This window comes from Streptomyces sp. NPDC051567 (assembly GCF_044454165.1).
In the GTDB taxonomy this organism is placed as follows: domain Bacteria; phylum Actinomycetota; class Actinomycetes; order Streptomycetales; family Streptomycetaceae; genus Streptomyces.
In genome coordinates, this window is sequence record NZ_JBITDK010000015.1 from 33,308 (window position 1) to 49,533 (window position 16,226).

The window sequence follows — 16,226 nt, forward strand, 5'->3', positions numbered from 1 at the left end:
TGGACGGTTCGGTTCCGTCCGCCGACGATCTCGTCCCGGGCGGGTCACCGCCCCGGCCCGGGGCGGTCCGTCCGGTCGGCACGGATTCACCCGGCGGGGGCGGGAGGGGCAGGATGGGGGCATGGATCTCCGTATCTTCACCGAGCCCCAGCAGGGCGCGAGCTACGACACCCTCCTGACCGTCGCCAAGGCCGCCGAGGATCTGTCCTTCGACGCGTTCTTCCGGTCCGACCACTACCTGAGCATGGGTTCCGCCGACGGCCTGCCCGGACCCACCGACGCCTGGATCACCCTCGCGGGCCTCGCCCGCGAGACCCGGCGCATCCGGCTGGGCACCCTGATGACGGCCGGTACCTTCCGGCTGCCCGGCGTCCTCGCCATCCAGGTCGCCCAGGTGGACCAGATGTCCGGCGGCAGGATCGAACTGGGCCTGGGCGCGGGCTGGTTCGAGGAGGAGCACAAGGCGTACGGCATCCCCTTCCCGGCGGAGCGGATGGCGCGGCTGGAGGAGCAGCTGGCCATCGTCACCGGCCTGTGGGCCACCGGGCCCGGCCGCACCTTCGACTACGCGGGCACCTACTACCAGGTGGAGAACTCGCCCGCGCTGCCCAAGCCCGCCCAGGCCAAGGTGCCCGTCCTCGTCGGCGGCCACGGCGCGAAGCGCACCCCCCGGCTCGCCGCCCGGTACGCGGACGAGTTCAACATGCCCTTCGCCTCGATCGCGGACAGCGAGCGGCAGTTCGGCCGGGTCCGGGAGGCCGCCGAGGAGGCCGGCCGCAAGGCGGACGACCTCGTCTACTCCAACGCCCTCGTGGTCTGCGTGGGCAAGGACGACGCGGAGGTGGCCCGCCGGGCCGCCGCCATCGGCCGGGAGGTGGACGAGCTGAAGGCGAACGGCCTGGCCGGCTCCCCGGCCGAGGTCGTGGAGAAGATCGGCGCCTACGGGGCCGTCGGCGCCTCCCGCGTCTACCTCCAGCTGCTGGACCTCGGCGACCTGGACCACCTGGAGCTGATCTCGGCCCAGGTCCTGTCCCAGCTCGGCTGAGCGAGCGCCCCCGGCACCCCGCACATCCGGCCGCACCCCGGGGCCCCTGCCCTTCCGCCCCGCCGCGTCGGCCGTGCCACCCACGCGGCGGGGGCCCCGGACCACCGCGCGCAGGGGACGGAAAAAGAAAAGGCAAGGAGGTAACCCACTCCTTGCCACTCTCAAGTTATAGCTCGCAGGGGGGCTTGCGGCAAGGCCCTGGTGGTGGCGGAGAATCGCCGACCGAGGCCAGGACCTGCGGGAACGGGAGTTGTGATGATCGATGTGATCGTTGTCGGGGGTGGACCGACCGTCCTGATGCTGGCCGGTGAGCTGAGGTTGCACGGCGTGCGCGTGCTCGTGCTGGAGAAGGAGGCGGAGCCCACCGGGCGGTCCCGTGCGCTCGGCCTGCACGTGCGCAGCGTCGAGGTGATGGACCAGCGGGGTCTGCTGGAGCGGTTCCTCGCGCTCGGCGAACAGTTCGCGGTCGGCGGGTTCTTCGCCGGTATCGACAAGCCGTGGCCGGACCGGCTGGACACCGCGCATTCGTATGTCCTGGCCGTTCCGCAGCGCGTCACCGAGCGTCTGCTGACCGAGCACGCCACCGAGCTCGGCGCCGAGATCCGGCGCGACCGCGAACTGGTCGGGCTGAGCCAGGACGCGGACGGGGTGAGCGCCGAGCTGGCCGACGGCACACGGCTGCGCTCGCGCTACCTCGTCGGCTGCGACGGTGGCCGCAGCACGGTGCGCAAGCTGCTCGGCGTCGGTTTCCCCGGCGAGCCCAGCAGGGTCGAGACGCTGCTGGGCGAGGTGGAGGTGGCCGTGGAGCCGCAGGCACTGGCCGCCGTGGTGGCCGAGGTCCGCAAGACCCAGGTGCGGTTCGGTGCCATGCCCCTGGGGGAGGGGGTGTACCGCGTCGTCGTGCCCGCCGAGGGGGTGGCCGGGGAACGCACGGCCGTGCCGGACCTCGATGAGTTCAGGCGGCGGCTGCGGGCCTTCGCGGGCACCGACTTCGGCGTGCACTCACCGCGCTGGCTCTCCCGGTTCGGCGACGCCACCCGGCTGGCCGATCGCTACCGGACCGGCCGGGTCCTGCTGGCCGGGGACGCGGCGCACGTCCACCCGCCGACCGGCGGGCAGGGCCTCAACCTCGGTGTCCAGGACGCGTTCAACCTCGGCTGGAAACTGGCCGCCGAGGTCAACGGCTGGGCGCCCGAGGGGCTGCTGGACAGCTACCACGCCGAACGCCACCCGGTGGCCGCCGACGTGCTGGACAACACCCGCGCGCAGATGGAGCTGCTGTCCTCCGAGCCGGGTGCCCGGGCCGTGCGCCGGCTGGTGTCGGAGCTGATGGACTTCGAGGAGGTGAACCGGCACCTGATCGAGAAGATCACCGCGATCGGGGTCCGCTACGACTTCGGCGAGGGCCACGAACTGCTCGGCCGGCGGCTGCGCGACGTACCGCTGGAGCGGGGCCGCCTCTACGAGCTGATGCGCGGCGGCCGGGGGCTGCTGCTCGACCGGACCGGCCGGCTGTCGGTGGCGGGCTGGGCGGACCGGGTCGACCACGTCGTCGACACCGGTGGGGACCCGGACGGGCCCGCGGTACTGCTGCGGCCGGACGGCCACGTGGCGTGGGTCGGCGAGGACCAGCGGGATCTGCTCGGACGGCTGCCCACGTGGTTCGGCGCCGCCGCCTGAGCGGAACCGTGCCGCGCCACCCCTCTACGCCGTGCCGCGGGTCCCCGCACCCCGTACGGCGGCGGATTAGGTCGTATGGGGGAACTTTCGCGGAGAACTCCGGGAAAGCCACCGGCGGGATCGTTCAACCAGGGCAGCGGAATGTCCGCGCCCTGGAAGGACGGAACGTCACCTATGAAGATGACCGCACGCGGAAGCATCGCGGCGCTCCTGACCTGTATGGCCGCGGCCGGCGCGGCCGGCCCGGCCATGGCCGACGGGGTCCCGGTCGGGGTCCCGCTGGAGGCCGTGGAGACCACGCTCGGCGTGGACACCCCGCGCGTGGCCACCGGGGTGCCGGTCCCGGTCGTCGGAGCGCCCGAGGCGCCCCGCCACCACACGGGAGACCTGCTCCCCACCCCGCTGATCCCGGCGGTGCCCATCGCGGCCGACCTCGGCAGCACCCGCATCACCTCGCCGGTCCCGAACCTGCTGGGGCGTCCGGAGACGGACGGCGAGGGTTCGGTGGGAGCGCCGGCCACGACCGTGCGGACCCGGACCCCGGGGCTGGTCCTGGGTGTCCCGCTGGCCATGCCGGACGGCTCCCGCCTCGGGCTGCCCGGCCTGACCGCGCCCAAGCTGGGCCTGACCGCCCCCGAGCTGACCGGGACGCCGTCGGCCCTCCTCGGCCTGCGCTGAGGCCGGCGGGTCCCGAGCCGGCAGGGCCCGGGCAGGGCCCGGGCAGGGCCCGGGTCAAAAAGCCGTCCGGTCTGCGACCGTGTAGGGCATGGGATTCCATGTCGACTCCGAGACCGGGCGGCTCCGCCGTGTCATCCTCCACCGGCCCGGCCTGGAGCTGAAGCGGCTCACGCCGAGCAACAAGGACGCGCTCCTCTTCGACGACGTGCTGTGGGTGCGCCGGGCCGGCCAGGAGCACGACGGCTTCGCGGACGTGCTGCGCGCCCGGGGCGTGGACGTCCATCTCTTCGGCGACCTGCTGGGCGAGGTGCTGGAGATCCCGGAGGCCCGCCACCTCGTCCTGGACCGGGTGTTCGACGAGAAGGAGTACGGGCCGCTCGCCACCGGCCACCTGCGGTCGGCCTTCGACGCGATGGCCTCGGACGCGCTGGCCGAGGCGCTGATCGGCGGGATGACCAAGCGGGAGTTCCTGGAGCGGCACACCGAGCCGGTGTCGGTCCGGTTCCACGCGCTGGAGCTGGACGGGTTCCTGCTGGGCCCGCTCCCCAACCACCTCTTCACCCGTGACACCTCCGCCTGGATCTACGACGGCGTGTCCGTCAACGCCATGCGCTGGCCGGCCCGGCAGCGCGAGACCGTCCACTTCGAGGCGATCTACCGCCACCACCCGCTCTTCACCTCCTCCGGCGCCTTCCACTACTGGTCGCAGGGGCAGGTGGACTACCCGTCGACGATCGAGGGCGGGGACGTCCTGGTCATCGGCAACGGCGCGGTGCTGATCGGGATGAGCGAGCGCACCACGCCGCAGGCGGTGGAGATGCTGGCGCGCGGCCTGTTCGCCGCCGGGTCGGCGCGGGCCATCGTGGCGCTCGACATGCCGAAGCGGCGGGCCTTCATGCACCTGGACACGGTGATGACGATGGTCGACGCCGACACGTTCACCCAGTACGCGGGGCTCGGCATGCTCCGCTCCTACACGATCGAGCCGGGTGCCGGGGCGCACGAGCTGAAGGTGACCGACCATCCGCCGGAGCGGATGCACCGGGCCGTCGCGGCGGCGCTCGGACTGGACGCGATCCGGGTGCTGACCGCCCGGCAGGACGTGCACTCGGCGGAGCGCGAGCAGTGGGACGACGGCTGCAACGTGCTGGCCGTGGAGCCGGGGGTGGTGGTCGCGTACGAGCGGAACGTCACCACCAACACCCATCTGCGCAAGGAGGGCATCGAGGTGATCGAGATCCCGGGCAGCGAGCTGGGGCGGGGACGGGGCGGGCCGCGGTGCATGAGCTGTCCGGTCGAGCGGGACGCGGTCTGACCCTGCCCCGCCCCAGTTGCCCCCGCCCCCACCTGACCCGGCCAGGCCCGGGGAGGTCTGATTTCCCGGGGCTCTGTATATCAATACGGTCAATCGTATATGCTTCCAGGATTCCCCTGTCACCGTGACTCTGGAGCGTCCCATGGCCACCGACCTCGTCGGCCGCAGTTTCCTCAAGGAGCTCGACTTCACCGCCGCCGAGTTCCGCGGCCTCGTCGAGCTCGCCGCCGCGCTCAAGGCGGCCCGCAGGGCCGGGACGGAGCAGCCCCTGCTCCAGGGCAGGAACATCGCGCTGATCTTCGAGAAGACCTCGACGCGCACCCGCTGCGCCTTCGAGGTCGCCGCGGCCGACCAGGGCGCCCGCACCACCTACCTCGACCCCTCCGGTTCCCAGATGGGCCACAAGGAGTCGGTCAAGGACACCGCCCGGGTGCTCGGCCGGATGTTCGACGGGATCGAGTACCGGGGCGACAGCCAGGCGGCCGTCGAGGAGCTCGCCGCCCACTCCGGCGTGCCCGTCTTCAACGGGCTCACCGACGACTGGCACCCCACCCAGATGCTCGCCGACGTCCTCACCATGACCGAGCACAGTGCCGAGCCGCTCGACCGGATCGCCTTCGCCTACCTGGGCGACGCCCGCTTCAACATGGGCAACTCCTACCTGGTGACGGGCGCCCTGCTGGGCATGGACGTACGGATCGTCGCGCCCCGCGCCTACTGGCCGGACGAGGCCGTGGTGGCGCGGGCGCGCGAGCTCGCGGCCGTCAGCGGGGCCCGGGTCACGCTGACGGAGGACCTCGCGCGGGGCGTGGACGGGGCCGATTTCGTCGCCACCGACGTATGGGTCTCCATGGGCGAGCCCAAGGAGGTCTGGGACGAGCGCATCGCGGCCCTGTCCCCGTACGCCGTCACCATGGACGTGCTGCGGGCCACCGGCAACCCGGACGTGAAGTTCCTGCACTGCCTGCCGGCCTTCCACGACCTCGGCACCGCGGTCGGCCGCGAGATCCACGAGCGGCACGGGCTGGACTCGCTGGAGGTGACGGACGAGGTGTTCGAGTCGGAGCACTCCGTCGTCTTCGACGAGGCCGAGAACCGGCTGCACACCATCAAGGCCGTCCTGGTCGCGACCCTGGTGCGGCCCGGGGTCGCGCCCCTCGACCGGTGCGGAGCGCCGACCGGCGCATAGTCATGCGGGCGCCATACGCGCGTGACCGTCGCGCACGGCCGTACGGGGGCCGGGCGCGACGGTCACGCGCGTGCCGGGAGCGGGAGGGTGAACCACACCGCCTTGCCGCGCGGGGTGGGGCGGTGTCCGCAGGCGGAACTCAGGGCCCGGATCAGCAGCAGTCCGCGGCCGTGCTCCTGCCAGGGGTCGGGGTGCGCGTCGCCCTGGCGGGCCCCGAGCGGGCCGTACGGCCGGGGGTCGCCGGCGTGGACCTCGACCTGGCAGCCGTCCGCCCGCACCGCCACGACCAGCTCGACCGGGGCGCCGGGACGAAGGCCCCGGACGACAGTTGTCGCGCTTCTCTGACGACAGTCATGTTCCGGTGATACCGTCGACGGTGTGAGCCCTTTCACCGGTTCCGCACCAGCGACCGAACGGTGGCGCCACCTGCGGGTGACCCGGCAGGACGGCGTGGCCACCGTCACCCTCGACCGCCCCGGGAAACTCAACGCGCTCACCTTCGGCGCCTACGCCGACCTGCGCGACCTGCTGGCCGAACTCTCCCGGGAACGCTCCGTCCGCGCCCTCGTCCTCGGCGGTGAGGGACGCGGCTTCTGCTCCGGCGGCGACGTGGACGAGATCATCGGCGCCACGCTCGCGATGGACACCGCCCAGCTCCTGGACTTCAACCGGATGACCGGCCAGGTGGTGCGGGCCCTGCGGGAGTGCCCCTTCCCGGTCGTCGCCGCCGTGCACGGGGTGGCCGCCGGGGCCGGGGCCGTCCTCGCCCTCGCCGCGGACTTCCGGATCGCCGATCCCAGCGCCCGCTTCGCCTTCCTCTTCACCCGCGTCGGCCTCTCCGGCGGCGACATGGGCGCCGCCTATCTGCTGCCCCGCGTCGTCGGCCTCGGCCACGCCACCCGGCTGCTGATGCTCGGAGAGCCCGTACGCGCCGCCGAGGCCGAGCGGATCGGCCTGCTCAGCGAGGTCACCGAGGAGGGCCGGGCCCACGAACGGGCCGCCGAGCTCGCCGCCCACCTGGCCGCGGGCCCGGCCCTCGCGTACGCGCAGACCAAGGCACTGCTCACCGCCGAGCTCGACATGCCGCTGGCCGCCGCCGTCGAGCTGGACGCCGCCGCCCAGGCCCTGCTGATGAACAGCCGGGACTACGCCGAGTTCCACGCGGCCTTCACCGGGAAACGGCCGCCGCGGTGGAAGGGCAGGTGACGCGATGCCGGCCGGTGACATCCTGCGGATCGCCGTCGTGGGCGGCGGGCCCGGGGGGCTCTGCGCCGCCGCCCTGCTCGCCCGGCAGGGCCACACCGTCGAACTCTGGGAACGGGGCGCACCCGAGGACACCTTCGGTTTCGGCGTGGTGCTCTCCGACGAGACCCTGGGCGGCATCGAAGCGGCCGACGCGGAGGTCCACGCCGCGCTGAGCGCCGAGTTCGTGCGCTGGGACGACATCGACATCGTCCACCGGGGCCGGCTGCTGACCTCCGGCGGCCACGGCTTCGCCGCCCTCGGCCGCCGCCGGCTCCTGGAGATCCTGCACGAGCGCTGCACCGGCCTCGGCGTCCGCCTCCACCCGCGCACACGGGCCCCGGACACCCGCACCCTCGCGGACACCCACGACCTGGTGGTGGCGGCCGACGGCGTCCACAGCGCCATCCGGCGGCGAGGGGCCGCCCACTTCCGGCCGACCGTCACGCAGGGCCGGTGCCGGTACATCTGGCTCGCCGCCGACTTCGCCTTCGACGCCTTCCGCTTCGAGACCGCCGAGACCGGCCACGGGATCGTGCAGCTGCACGCCTACCCCTACTTCCTCCCGCCACCCGGCGGCCCCCACCCCGCACCGGGGCCCGCCGGCCCGCCGGGCCGCCCCGGCGCGTCCACGGTGATCGTCGAGATGCGGGAGGAGGTGTGGCGGGCGGCCGGGTTCGACCTGTGCGACGAGACGGAGTCGGCCGACCGCTGCGCCAAGATCTTCGCCGAGGCCCTGCACGGACGTCCGCTGCGCGGCAACCGCTCGGCGTGGACACGCTTTCGCACCGTCGTGAACGCGCACTGGTCGCACGGCAACGTGACCCTGCTCGGCGACGCGGCGCACACCGCGCACTTCTCCATCGGCTCCGGCACCAAACTGGCCGTCGAGGACGCGCTCGCGCTCTCCCGGGCCGTGGCCGGGGAGGCGGACGTACCGGCCGCGCTCGCCGCCTACGAGGAGGCCCGGCGCCCCGCCGTGGCCAGCACCCAGCGGGCCGCCGCGGCCAGCATGCGCTGGTTCGAGGAGATCGCCCTCTACGCCGGCCAGCCCGCCCGGCAGTTCGCCTTCAACCTCCTCACCCGCAGCCGCCGGGTCACCCACGGCAACCTGCGGCTGCGCGACGAACGGTTCACCCGCGCGGTGGAACGGGAGTTCGGCTGCCCGCAGGAGGGCCCGGACCACCGGGGCACGCCGCCGATGTTCACCCCGTTCACCCTGCGCGGGCTGACCCTGCGCAACCGCATCGTGGTCTCCCCGATGGACGTGTACTCGGCGAAGGAGGGCGTCCCCGGCGACTTCCACCTGGCCCACCTGGGCGCGCGGGCCCTGGGCGGGGCCGCGCTGGTCATGACCGAGATGGTCTGCGTCAGCGCCGAGGGCCGCATCACCCCCGGCTGCGCGGGCCTGTACACGGCGGAGCAGGCGGCGGCCTGGACCCGCGTCGCCGACCTCGTCCACACGTGCGCGCCCGGCACGGCGCTCGGCGTCCAGCTCGGCCACGCGGGCCGCAAGGGCTCGACCCGGGTGATGTGGGAGGGGATGGACGACCCGCTCCCCGAGGGCAACTGGCCGCTGACGGCGGCCTCGGCGCTGCCCTACCGGCCGGGCGTCTCGGCCGTCCCGCGCGCCCTGACCACCGCCGGCCTGGCGGCGGTGGTCGCCGACTTCGAGGCCGCCGCCGTCCGCGCCGCGGGCTGCGGCTTCGACCTGCTGGAACTGCACTGCGCCCACGGCTACCTGCTCTCCGGTTTCCTGTCCCCGCTGACCAACCACCGCACCGACGCCTACGGCGGCTGCCTGGAGAACCGCCTCCGCCTCCCGCTGGAGGTCTTCGACGCGGTCCGCGCCGTCTGGCCCGCGGACCGCCCGATGACGGTCCGGCTGTCGGCGACCGACTGGGCCCCGGGCGGCACCGGGCCCGAGGAGTCCGTGGAGATCGCCGCCGCCTTCGCCGCCCACGGCGCGGACGCCGTCGACGTGTCGACCGGCCAGGTGGTCGCGGACGAGACCCCGGAGTACGGGCGCTCGTACCAGACCCCCTACGCCGACCGGATTCGCAACGCGCTGGCCGTCCCCGTCATCGCGGTCGGCGCCATCTCCTCCTGGGACGACGTGAACTCCCTGCTGCTGGCCGGGCGCGCCGACCTCTGCGCGATCGGCCGCCCCCACCTCTACGACCCCCACTGGACGCTGCACGCGGCGGCCGAGCAGTCCTACGAGGGCCCGGCCGCCCCCTGGCCCGCCCCCTACCGCGCGGGCAGCCGCCCGCCCCCCACCGGCCGCGGCTGACCCGGCCCCGGGGAGCGGTGCCGGTCGCGTGGCGCCGGTCGCGCGGGCGCGCTCACGCGGCGACGACCTCCGTGCGGTCCTCGGCCGGCACGTATCCCAGGCGCAGGTAGACGCCGTTGCTGGTCGGGTCGGTCAGGTCGGTGAAGAGCAGCACCTCCGTGGCCCCGGCCGCGTACGCCGCTTCGCTCGCCGCGTGCGTGACCCCGGCCGCGTAACCGTGACGGCGGGCCCCGGGCGGGGTGTAGACGGGGCCGACCCGGGCGGACGGGCCGAGCGGGCGCGAGAAGGAGGCCAGCGAGAGCGGGGTCCCGTCCCGCTCCCAGAGCAGCAGGCCGCCGTACGAGAGCCGGTCGCGCAGGGCGGCCTCCGAGGCGGGGCCCGGCCGGCCGATGTCCTCGTTGAACGCCTCGGTCCACTCCCGCAGCAGCGGCAGGTCCGCCTCCGTCGCGCGCCGCGCCCGTCCGGCCGGGGCCGGGGCCGGGGGGACCAGCGCGGCCAGCCGGTAGACGCGGTTCTCCTCGGCGACCCGGGACGGCCGCCCCCAGCACCCGGCCAGCGTCAGGGCGTCGGCGCGGCGGGCGTTGAACCCGCCGACCCCGGCGAGCAGCGGCTCGGCGGCGAGCGCCGCCCCCAGCGCCCGGACCGCCTCCGGGGGCACCGCGCCGAGCAGCAGCGGATACGGCGGGGTGCACAGCAGGCCCCCGGCGACCTCCCCGCCGGCGCCGGTCCACCAGCCGAAGACGGGATCGGTGTCCCCGAAGGCGTGCGGACCGTGCCGCGCCAGCGTGTCGGCCGTGGTCAGCAGGAGGGTTCCGGTGACGGGCCGCGCGGCCACGGCCGGGCCCGCGGCGGCCAGGTATGCCGCCAGATCAGTGGTGAAAGTCCAGGTCATGACCCATCGTCGGGTCCGGGCGGGGCCCGGCGCACCCGGTTTTCCCGGGGCGGGACCCTCACGGCCGGGCGAACCGCGACCCGAGGTCCCGCAGCCGGGTGTGGAGCTCGTCGAAGACCGCCGCCGCGCGGTCGCCCGGCCAGTCGGCCGGGAGCAGCTCGCGCGGCAGGCCCGGGTCGGCGTAGGGGAGGCGCCGCCAGGTGTCCAGGGCCGGCAGGTAGCGCCGGTAGGCGTCCTGCGGCGTCGGGGCAGGGCCCGACAGGAGGGCGCGCAGGACGGGTTCGTGCAGGTCGAGGAAGTCCTCGTACCGCTTGGCCAGGGCCGGCAGCTCCCACCAGCGGGCCACCGCCTCGGCGGTCGGGGCGAAGCCGAGGTGGGGGCCGCGGAAGAGGTCCACGTACTGCGTCAGGCGCAGCCGGTCCAGGGTGTGGCCGGTCTCCTCGTACAGGTGGGCCGGGGCGATCCACACGCCCGGCGCGACCGCGCCGAAGCCCAGCCCGGCCAGCCGCGAGCGCAGCAGGTGCCGTTTGCTGCGCTCCTGTTCGGGGACGGAGAAGACCGCCAGCAGCCACGGGTGCGCGGAGCCGGTGGAGCCGGTGGAGCCGCGGACCGGGCCGTAGATGCGCCGGTCGCCGTCGTCCAGCAGTTGCCGCGCCTCCCCGGACAGCGCGTACCCCGCCGACCCGTCCGCGGCGCGCGCGGGCAGCAGGAAGCCGCGCCGCTTCAGCCGGGACACCGACGAGCGGACCGCGGGGGCGTCCACGCCCGCCGCGCCGACCAGGCGGACCAGCGCGGAGACCGGGACCGGGCCCTCGAAGGCCCGCCCGTAGGCTCCGTAGAACGTGACGATCAGGGATCGTGGGGTGTGCGGTTCGGCCACGGGTTCACTGTAGGTCGTGCCCGGCAGGCCGGACCGGTCGGGCAGGGTCTTCGCCGCGCAGCCGGAAGCGTTGCAGTTTGCCCGTCCCGGTCCGGGGGAGGGCGGGGACGAAGACGAAGGCGCGCGGGCACTTGTACGGGGCCAGCTCGGCCCGCACGAAGGCGCGCAGCGCCTCCTCCGTCACCGCCGAGCCCCTGCGGGTGACGGTGTACGCGACGACGATCTGCCCGCGCCGCTCGTCGGGCCGGCCGACGACGGCCGCCTCCACCACGTCCGGATGGCGCAGCAGGGCCTCCTCGACCTCCGGGCCCGCGATGTTGTACCCGGCCGACACGATCATGTCGTCGGCGCGGGCGACGTACCGGAAGTACCCCTGCGCGTCGCGGACGTAGGTGTCGCCGGTCAGGTTCCAGCCGTCCCGCACGTACTCGCCCTGCCGCTCGTCGGCCAGGTACCGGCAGCCCACCGGGCCGCGCACGGCCAGCAGCCCCGGCTCGCCGTCCGGGACCGGCAGCCCGGCCCGGTCCACCACGCGGGCCTCCCAGCCCGGCACCGCCCGGCCGGTCGTACCGGGGCGGATGTCCTCGTCGGCGGCGGAGATGAAGATGTGCAGCAGCTCGGTGGCGCCGATGCCGTTGATGATCCGCAGGCCGGTCCGCGCGTACCAGGCCCGCCAGGTCGCGGCGGGCAGGTTCTCGCCCGCCGAGACGCAGCGGCGCAGCGCGGAGAGGTCGTGGCCGCCGGTGCCGTACGCGCCCGTGCCCGTGCCGTCCGCGCCCGTGTCGTACGGGCCCAGCTCGTCCAGCATCGCGCGGTAGGCGGTGGGCGCGGTCAGCACGACCGAGACCCGGTGCTCGGCGAGCGCGGGCAGCAGCTGGCGGGGCCCCGCCCGTTCCAGCAGCAGCGAGCAGGCACCGGCCCGCAGCGGGAAGACGACCAGCCCGCCCAGGCCGAAGGTGAAGCCGAGCGGCGGGCTGCCGGCGAAGACGTCGTCGGGGCGGGGGCGCAGGACGGTACGGGAGAAGGTGTCGGCGACGGCGAGGAGGTCGCGGTGGAAGTGCATGCAGCCCTTGGGCCGTCCGGTGGTGCCGGAGGTGAAGGCGATCAGGGCGACGTCGTCGGCGGAGGTCCCGACGGCCGTGAAGACCCCCGGACGGCGCTCGGCCAGCCGCAGCAGGTCGTCCGGGCCCCCGCCCCCGTACGCGGTGACCCGCAGCCCCGGGACCCCGGCGGCGGTCAGGTCGTCCAGCGCGTCCGCGTGGCACAGGGCGTGGCCCACCCGGGCCGCCGCGCAGATCGCGGCCAGCTCCCGCGCCCGCTGCTCGGCCAGGACGGTGACGGCCACCGCGCCCGCCTTCATCACCGCGAGCCAGCAGGCCGCGAGCCACGGGCCGGTGGGCCCGCGCAGCAGCACCCGGTTGCCGGGGACCACGCCGAGATCGGTGGTGAGGACCCGGGCGAGCCGGTCCACCCGGTCGCGCAGCGCGCCGTACGTCCACACCTCGCCGCCGCCGGAGCGGAAGGCCGGGCGGTCCGCCCCGAACCGGGAGATGGTGGTGTCGAGCAGTTCGGCCCCGCAGTTCAGGCGGTCCGGGTAGGCCAGTCCGGGCAGTTCGAAGAGGAGCCGCGGCCAGGCGTCGGCGGGTGGCAGGTGGTCGCGGGTGAAGGTGTCGGTGTGGGCGGAGGGCTTGAGCTCCAAGGCGGGTGCGCCCCCTAGAGGAGGTCCGGGGTGGGCGGAAAACGGTGGAGCCGGCCGGGTGGTGGCGCCACGAGCGTATCGTGATGATGACGGCAGTCAACAGGACGCGATAGATACGGGGATGCCGGATGACGGGATTCGCGCTCGGGGCGGACCAGGAGGAGTGGTGCGGGCACCTGCGCGCCCTCGCGGCCGGACGGCTGAGGACGCTGGCGCGGGAGGGGGAACCGGGGCGGGTCAACCGCCCGCTGCTCGCGGCCCTGGGCGAGGAGGGCCTGCTCGACCGGGTCTTCACCTCGGGCGCGCTGGACCTGTGCCTGCTGCGCGAGTCCCTCGCCTACGGCTGCACGGAGGCCGAGACGGCGCTGGCCCTCCAGGGGCTGGGGGCGTACCCGGTGCTGCGGGCGGGGAGCGCGGCGCAGCGGGAGCGCTGGCTCCCGGAGGTGCGCGCCGGGCGCGCGGTGGCGGCCTTCGCGCTGAGCGAGCCGGGAGCGGGCTCGGACGCGGCGGCGCTGACGCTGGCGGCGGTCCCGGACGACCGGGCCGGCGCGGGCGGTGCGGGCGGTACGGCCGGAGGTACCGGCGCGGGTACGGGTGGTGGCGCGGGGCGCGGCGGCTGGCGGCTCAGCGGTGAGAAGTGCTGGATCTCCAACGCCCCGGAGGCGGACTTCTACACGGTCTTCGCCCGGACCGGCGAGGGCCCGGGGGCGAAGGGGGTGACGGCCTTCCTCGTCCCGGCGGCCCGGCCCGGACTCTCCGGCGAACCCCTCGACATGCTCTCCCCGCACCCCATCGGCACCCTCTCCTTCGACGGGGTCCCGGTCGGCCCGCAGGACCTGCTGGGCGAGCCCGGCCGGGGCTTTCGCGTCGCGATGGACACCCTGAACCTCTTCCGGCCGAGCGTCGGCGCCTTCGCGGTGGGCATGGCACGGGCCGCGCTGGACGCGACGCTCGCGTACACGGCGGGCCGGACCGCGTTCGGCGCAACCCTGAGCGACCTCCAGGCGGTGGGGCACCGGGTCGCCGAGATGGCCACGCGCACCGAGGCGGCCCGGCTGCTGGTGTACGCCGCCGCCGCGGCCCACGACAGCGGCGCCCCGGACCTCCCGCGCCGGGCCGCGATGGCGAAGCTGCTGGCGACGGAGACGGCCCAGTACGTGGTGGACCACGCGGTCCAGCTCCACGGGGCCGTCGCCCTGCGCCGCGGCCACCTGCTCGAACACCTCTACCGGGAGGTCCGGGCCCCGCGGATCTACGAGGGGGCGAGCGAGGTCCAGCGCACGATCATCGCCAGGGAGCTGTACGCGCAGGTGGCCGCCCGATGAGCCTGGAGCGGGTCAACCCGGCCGGACTGGCGCCGCCTTCGGGCTTCTCCCACGCGGTCGCCGTCACCGGCACCCGGCTGGTCTTCCTGGCGGGCCAGACGGCGCTGGACCGTACGGGCACGGTGGTGGGACGGAGCCTGCCGGAGCAGTTCGCCCGCGCCCTGGCCAACCTCCTGGCCGCCCTCGCCGCGGCGGGCGGCGACCCGGCCTGCCTGGCCCGGGTCACCGTCTACGCGGTGGACGTGGCGCAGTACCGGGCCCACGCGGCCGAACTGGGCCGGATCTGGCGCCGGCTGGCGGGCCGCGACTACCCGGCCATGGCCGTCATCGGCGTGGTGCGCCTCTGGGACGAACAGGCCCTGGTCGAGATCGACGGCGTCGCGGTCCTGCCGTAGCGGTGGCTGTGGCCGTACCGGGCCGTACCGGGCCGTGACGCCGGGACGGGGCGGGGCGCCGCGCGCGGGCGGCGGACTCAGGGGTGTGCTCAGGGGTGTGCTCAGGGACGGGTGTCGAGCAGGGTGCCCATCCACTCCTCGATGCCCGTCACCGTGCGCGGCAGCGCCCCCGACATCAGGCGGGCGCCGTCCGCCGTGACGACGAGGTCGTCCTCGATGCGGACGCCGATGCCGCGCAGCTCGGCCGGGAGGGTCTCGTCGTCCGGCTGGAGGTAGAGGCCCGGCTCCACCGTCAGGACCTGGCCCTCCTCCAGCACCCCGTCCAGGTAGCTCGCCGCCCGCGCCTTCGCGCAGTCGTGCACGTCCAGGCCCAGCATGTGCCCGCTGCCGCACAGCGTGTACCGCCGGTGCAGATCGCCCTCCGGGTGCTTCAGGACGCCCCACTCGGCCAGCCCCTCGGCGATCACCCGCATCGCGGCCCGGTGGAAGTCGCGGAAGGCCGCCCCCGGGCGCAGGGCCGCGATGCCCGCCTCCTGCGCGGCCAGCACCAGTTCGTACACCTGCCGCTGGACGGGGGAGAAGCGGCCCGACAGCGGCAGGGTGCGGGTGATGTCCGCCGTGTACAGGGTGTCCGTCTCCACGCCCGCGTCCAGGAGCAGCAGGTCGCCCCGGTCCAGCCGGCCGTCGTTGCGAATCCAGTGCAGGACGCAGGCGTGGGCGCCCGACGCCGCGATCGTCTCGTACCCGGTGCCGTTGCCCTCGGCCCGCGCGCGCAGGCCGAAGACCCCCTCGATCCAGCGCTCCCCGCGCGGATGGGCCAGGGCCCGGGGGAGCGCCCGTACGACGTCCTCGAACCCCGCCGTCGTGTGGTCGACGGCCTGCTGGAGCTGTCCGACCTCCCACGCGTCCTTGACCAGGCGCAGCTCCGCCAGGGCGGTGGCCAGCGCGGGGTCGCGGGAGGCGTCGCGGCCGGGGGCGCCGCCCGGGCGGTCCGGCCGGTCCAGGTGGTCCAGGCGGGCGCAGCGGATGCCGGTCAGCTGCTCGGCCTCCGCCAGGTCGGGCCTGCGGCCGACCCAGAACTCCCCGTACCGGCGGTCGCGGTGGAACTCCTCGCTCCCGCCCGTCCGGGGCGAGCGCGGGCGCAGGTACAGCACCGCCTCGTGGGCGTGCGGGCCCGAGGGCTCCAGCACCAGGACGTGGCCCGCCTGCTCCTCGCCCGTCAGGCCCGTCAGCCAGGCGTACGCGCTGTGCGGGCGGAAGCGGTGGTCGCAGTCGTTGGAGCGGACGGTGAGTTCCCCGGCGGGGACGATCAGCCGCTCGCCGGGGAAGAGCGCCGAGAGCCGGGCACGGCGGGCCGGGGTGAGCGCGTGGGCGGGTACGCGCGCGGCGTCGGGCAGCGGTGACGCGGCCCAGCCCGCCGTCATGAACCGGGAGAACTCCGGTGTCACCGGCAGGTCGTGACTTCCGGTGTGGAGGTGCGAGGGGATGTCGGACAACAGGGGCTCCCTCATGAAGATGCGAACTGGTGGGCGCACAGGGCTTGTCAGTGCAATTTCACATTACTATGTTACAGCTCACACAACGGTGCGTTCA

Annotated in this window: 13 protein-coding genes and 1 pseudogene; 9 read left to right on the forward strand and 5 right to left on the reverse strand. The window is 74.9% G+C overall.

Annotated features, from left to right (window positions below; genetic code table 11):
- Window positions 1–121: 121 nt before the first annotated feature.
- The 5 genes from ACIA5F_RS18175 (at window position 122) to argF (ending at window position 5,907) form a co-directional block, all read left to right on the forward strand.
- A complete protein-coding gene (locus ACIA5F_RS18175) occupies window positions 122–1,045 on the forward strand; it encodes an LLM class F420-dependent oxidoreductase (protein WP_399354034.1) in 924 nt (307 codons plus the stop codon).
- Window positions 1,046–1,300: 255 nt separating this feature from the next.
- Window positions 1,301–2,725 carry a rifampin monooxygenase gene (gene rox / locus ACIA5F_RS18180; RefSeq protein ID WP_399354036.1) on the forward strand — a complete coding sequence of 475 codons (1,425 nt, stop codon included), beginning with the start codon at window positions 1,301–1,303 and terminating at the stop codon, window positions 2,723–2,725.
- Window positions 2,726–2,905: 180 nt separating this feature from the next.
- A complete protein-coding gene (locus ACIA5F_RS18185) occupies window positions 2,906–3,403 on the forward strand; it encodes a hypothetical protein (RefSeq protein WP_399354038.1) in 498 nt (165 codons plus the stop codon).
- Window positions 3,404–3,491: 88 nt separating this feature from the next.
- On the forward strand, window positions 3,492–4,718 hold the full coding sequence (locus ACIA5F_RS18190; protein WP_399354040.1) for an arginine deiminase: 1,227 nt from the start codon (window positions 3,492–3,494) through the stop codon (window positions 4,716–4,718).
- Between the two features lie 142 nt (window positions 4,719–4,860).
- Window positions 4,861–5,907 carry an ornithine carbamoyltransferase gene (argF, locus tag ACIA5F_RS18195; protein WP_399354223.1) on the forward strand — a complete coding sequence of 349 codons (1,047 nt, stop codon included), beginning with the start codon at window positions 4,861–4,863 and terminating at the stop codon, window positions 5,905–5,907.
- A 62-nt stretch (window positions 5,908–5,969) separates the two neighbouring features.
- On the opposite strand, the pseudogene ACIA5F_RS18200 reads toward argF, so the two are convergent.
- Window positions 5,970–6,212 (reverse strand): annotated as a pseudogene (locus tag ACIA5F_RS18200) (ATP-binding protein); the annotation flags it as partial.
- Between the two features lie 73 nt (window positions 6,213–6,285).
- Between ACIA5F_RS18200 and ACIA5F_RS18205 the strand changes: the two are divergent.
- Both ACIA5F_RS18205 and ACIA5F_RS18210 read left to right on the forward strand, forming a co-directional pair.
- The gene (locus tag ACIA5F_RS18205; RefSeq protein WP_399354042.1) at window positions 6,286–7,113 is read left to right on the forward strand and encodes an enoyl-CoA hydratase family protein; all 828 of its coding nucleotides are present in this window, start codon (window positions 6,286–6,288) and stop codon (window positions 7,111–7,113) included.
- A 4-nt stretch (window positions 7,114–7,117) separates the two neighbouring features.
- On the forward strand, window positions 7,118–9,442 hold the full coding sequence (locus ACIA5F_RS18210) for a bifunctional salicylyl-CoA 5-hydroxylase/oxidoreductase (RefSeq protein WP_399354044.1): 2,325 nt from the start codon (window positions 7,118–7,120) through the stop codon (window positions 9,440–9,442).
- A gap of 52 nt (window positions 9,443–9,494) precedes the next feature.
- On the opposite strand, the gene ACIA5F_RS18215 is transcribed toward ACIA5F_RS18210, so the two are convergent.
- The 3 genes from ACIA5F_RS18215 to ACIA5F_RS18225 are packed head-to-tail and all read right to left on the reverse strand — an operon-like array spanning window position 9,495 to window position 12,913.
- On the reverse strand, window positions 9,495–10,334 hold the full coding sequence (locus ACIA5F_RS18215; RefSeq protein WP_399354046.1) for a GNAT family N-acetyltransferase: 840 nt from the start codon (window positions 10,332–10,334) through the stop codon (window positions 9,495–9,497).
- Window positions 10,335–10,392: 58 nt separating this feature from the next.
- Complete coding sequence (locus ACIA5F_RS18220) at window positions 10,393–11,214, reverse strand: PaaX family transcriptional regulator C-terminal domain-containing protein (protein WP_399354048.1); 822 nt, start codon at window positions 11,212–11,214, stop codon at window positions 10,393–10,395.
- A 4-nt stretch (window positions 11,215–11,218) separates the two neighbouring features.
- Window positions 11,219–12,913 (reverse strand): AMP-binding protein, encoded by a 1,695-nt coding sequence (locus ACIA5F_RS18225; RefSeq protein ID WP_399354050.1) that lies wholly within the window; start codon window positions 12,911–12,913, stop codon window positions 11,219–11,221.
- Window positions 12,914–13,041: 128 nt separating this feature from the next.
- Here ACIA5F_RS18225 and ACIA5F_RS18230 point away from each other — a divergent pair, with 128 nt between their 5' ends.
- Together ACIA5F_RS18230 and ACIA5F_RS18235 are read left to right on the forward strand one after the other, a co-directional pair.
- Window positions 13,042–14,238, forward strand: a complete 1,197-nt coding sequence (locus ACIA5F_RS18230; protein WP_399354052.1) for an acyl-CoA dehydrogenase family protein — start codon at window positions 13,042–13,044, stop codon at window positions 14,236–14,238.
- Window positions 14,235–14,633: a RidA family protein gene (locus ACIA5F_RS18235; protein ID WP_399354054.1), complete on the forward strand. Its 399-nt coding sequence runs from the start codon at window positions 14,235–14,237 to the stop codon at window positions 14,631–14,633. The genes ACIA5F_RS18230 and ACIA5F_RS18235 overlap by 4 nt, the downstream gene beginning before the upstream one ends.
- Before the next feature lie 101 nt (window positions 14,634–14,734).
- Here ACIA5F_RS18235 and ACIA5F_RS18240 read toward each other — a convergent pair whose 3' ends face one another.
- Window positions 14,735–16,144 (reverse strand): aminopeptidase P family protein, encoded by a 1,410-nt coding sequence (locus ACIA5F_RS18240; RefSeq protein ID WP_399354056.1) that lies wholly within the window; start codon window positions 16,142–16,144, stop codon window positions 14,735–14,737.
- Window positions 16,145–16,226: the final 82 nt, after the last annotated feature.

Coding starts and splice junctions, on each gene's coding strand:
- ACIA5F_RS18175 (WP_399354034.1), top strand. CDS start 122: ATGGATCTCCGTATCTTCACCGAGCCCCAGCAGGGCGCGAGCTACGAC.
- ACIA5F_RS18190 (WP_399354040.1), top strand. CDS start 3,492: ATGGGATTCCATGTCGACTCCGAGACCGGGCGGCTCCGCCGTGTCATC.
- ACIA5F_RS18210 (WP_399354044.1), top strand. CDS start 7,118: ATGCCGGCCGGTGACATCCTGCGGATCGCCGTCGTGGGCGGCGGGCCC.
- ACIA5F_RS18240 (WP_399354056.1), bottom strand. CDS start 16,144: ATGAGGGAGCCCCTGTTGTCCGACATCCCCTCGCACCTCCACACCGGA.
- argF (WP_399354223.1), top strand. CDS start 4,861: ATGGCCACCGACCTCGTCGGCCGCAGTTTCCTCAAGGAGCTCGACTTC.
- rox (WP_399354036.1), top strand. CDS start 1,301: ATGATCGATGTGATCGTTGTCGGGGGTGGACCGACCGTCCTGATGCTG.
- ACIA5F_RS18235 (WP_399354054.1), top strand. CDS start 14,235: ATGAGCCTGGAGCGGGTCAACCCGGCCGGACTGGCGCCGCCTTCGGGC.
- ACIA5F_RS18215 (WP_399354046.1), bottom strand. CDS start 10,334: ATGACCTGGACTTTCACCACTGATCTGGCGGCATACCTGGCCGCCGCG.
- ACIA5F_RS18185 (WP_399354038.1), top strand. CDS start 2,906: ATGACCGCACGCGGAAGCATCGCGGCGCTCCTGACCTGTATGGCCGCG.
- ACIA5F_RS18230 (WP_399354052.1), top strand. CDS start 13,042: ATGACGGGATTCGCGCTCGGGGCGGACCAGGAGGAGTGGTGCGGGCAC.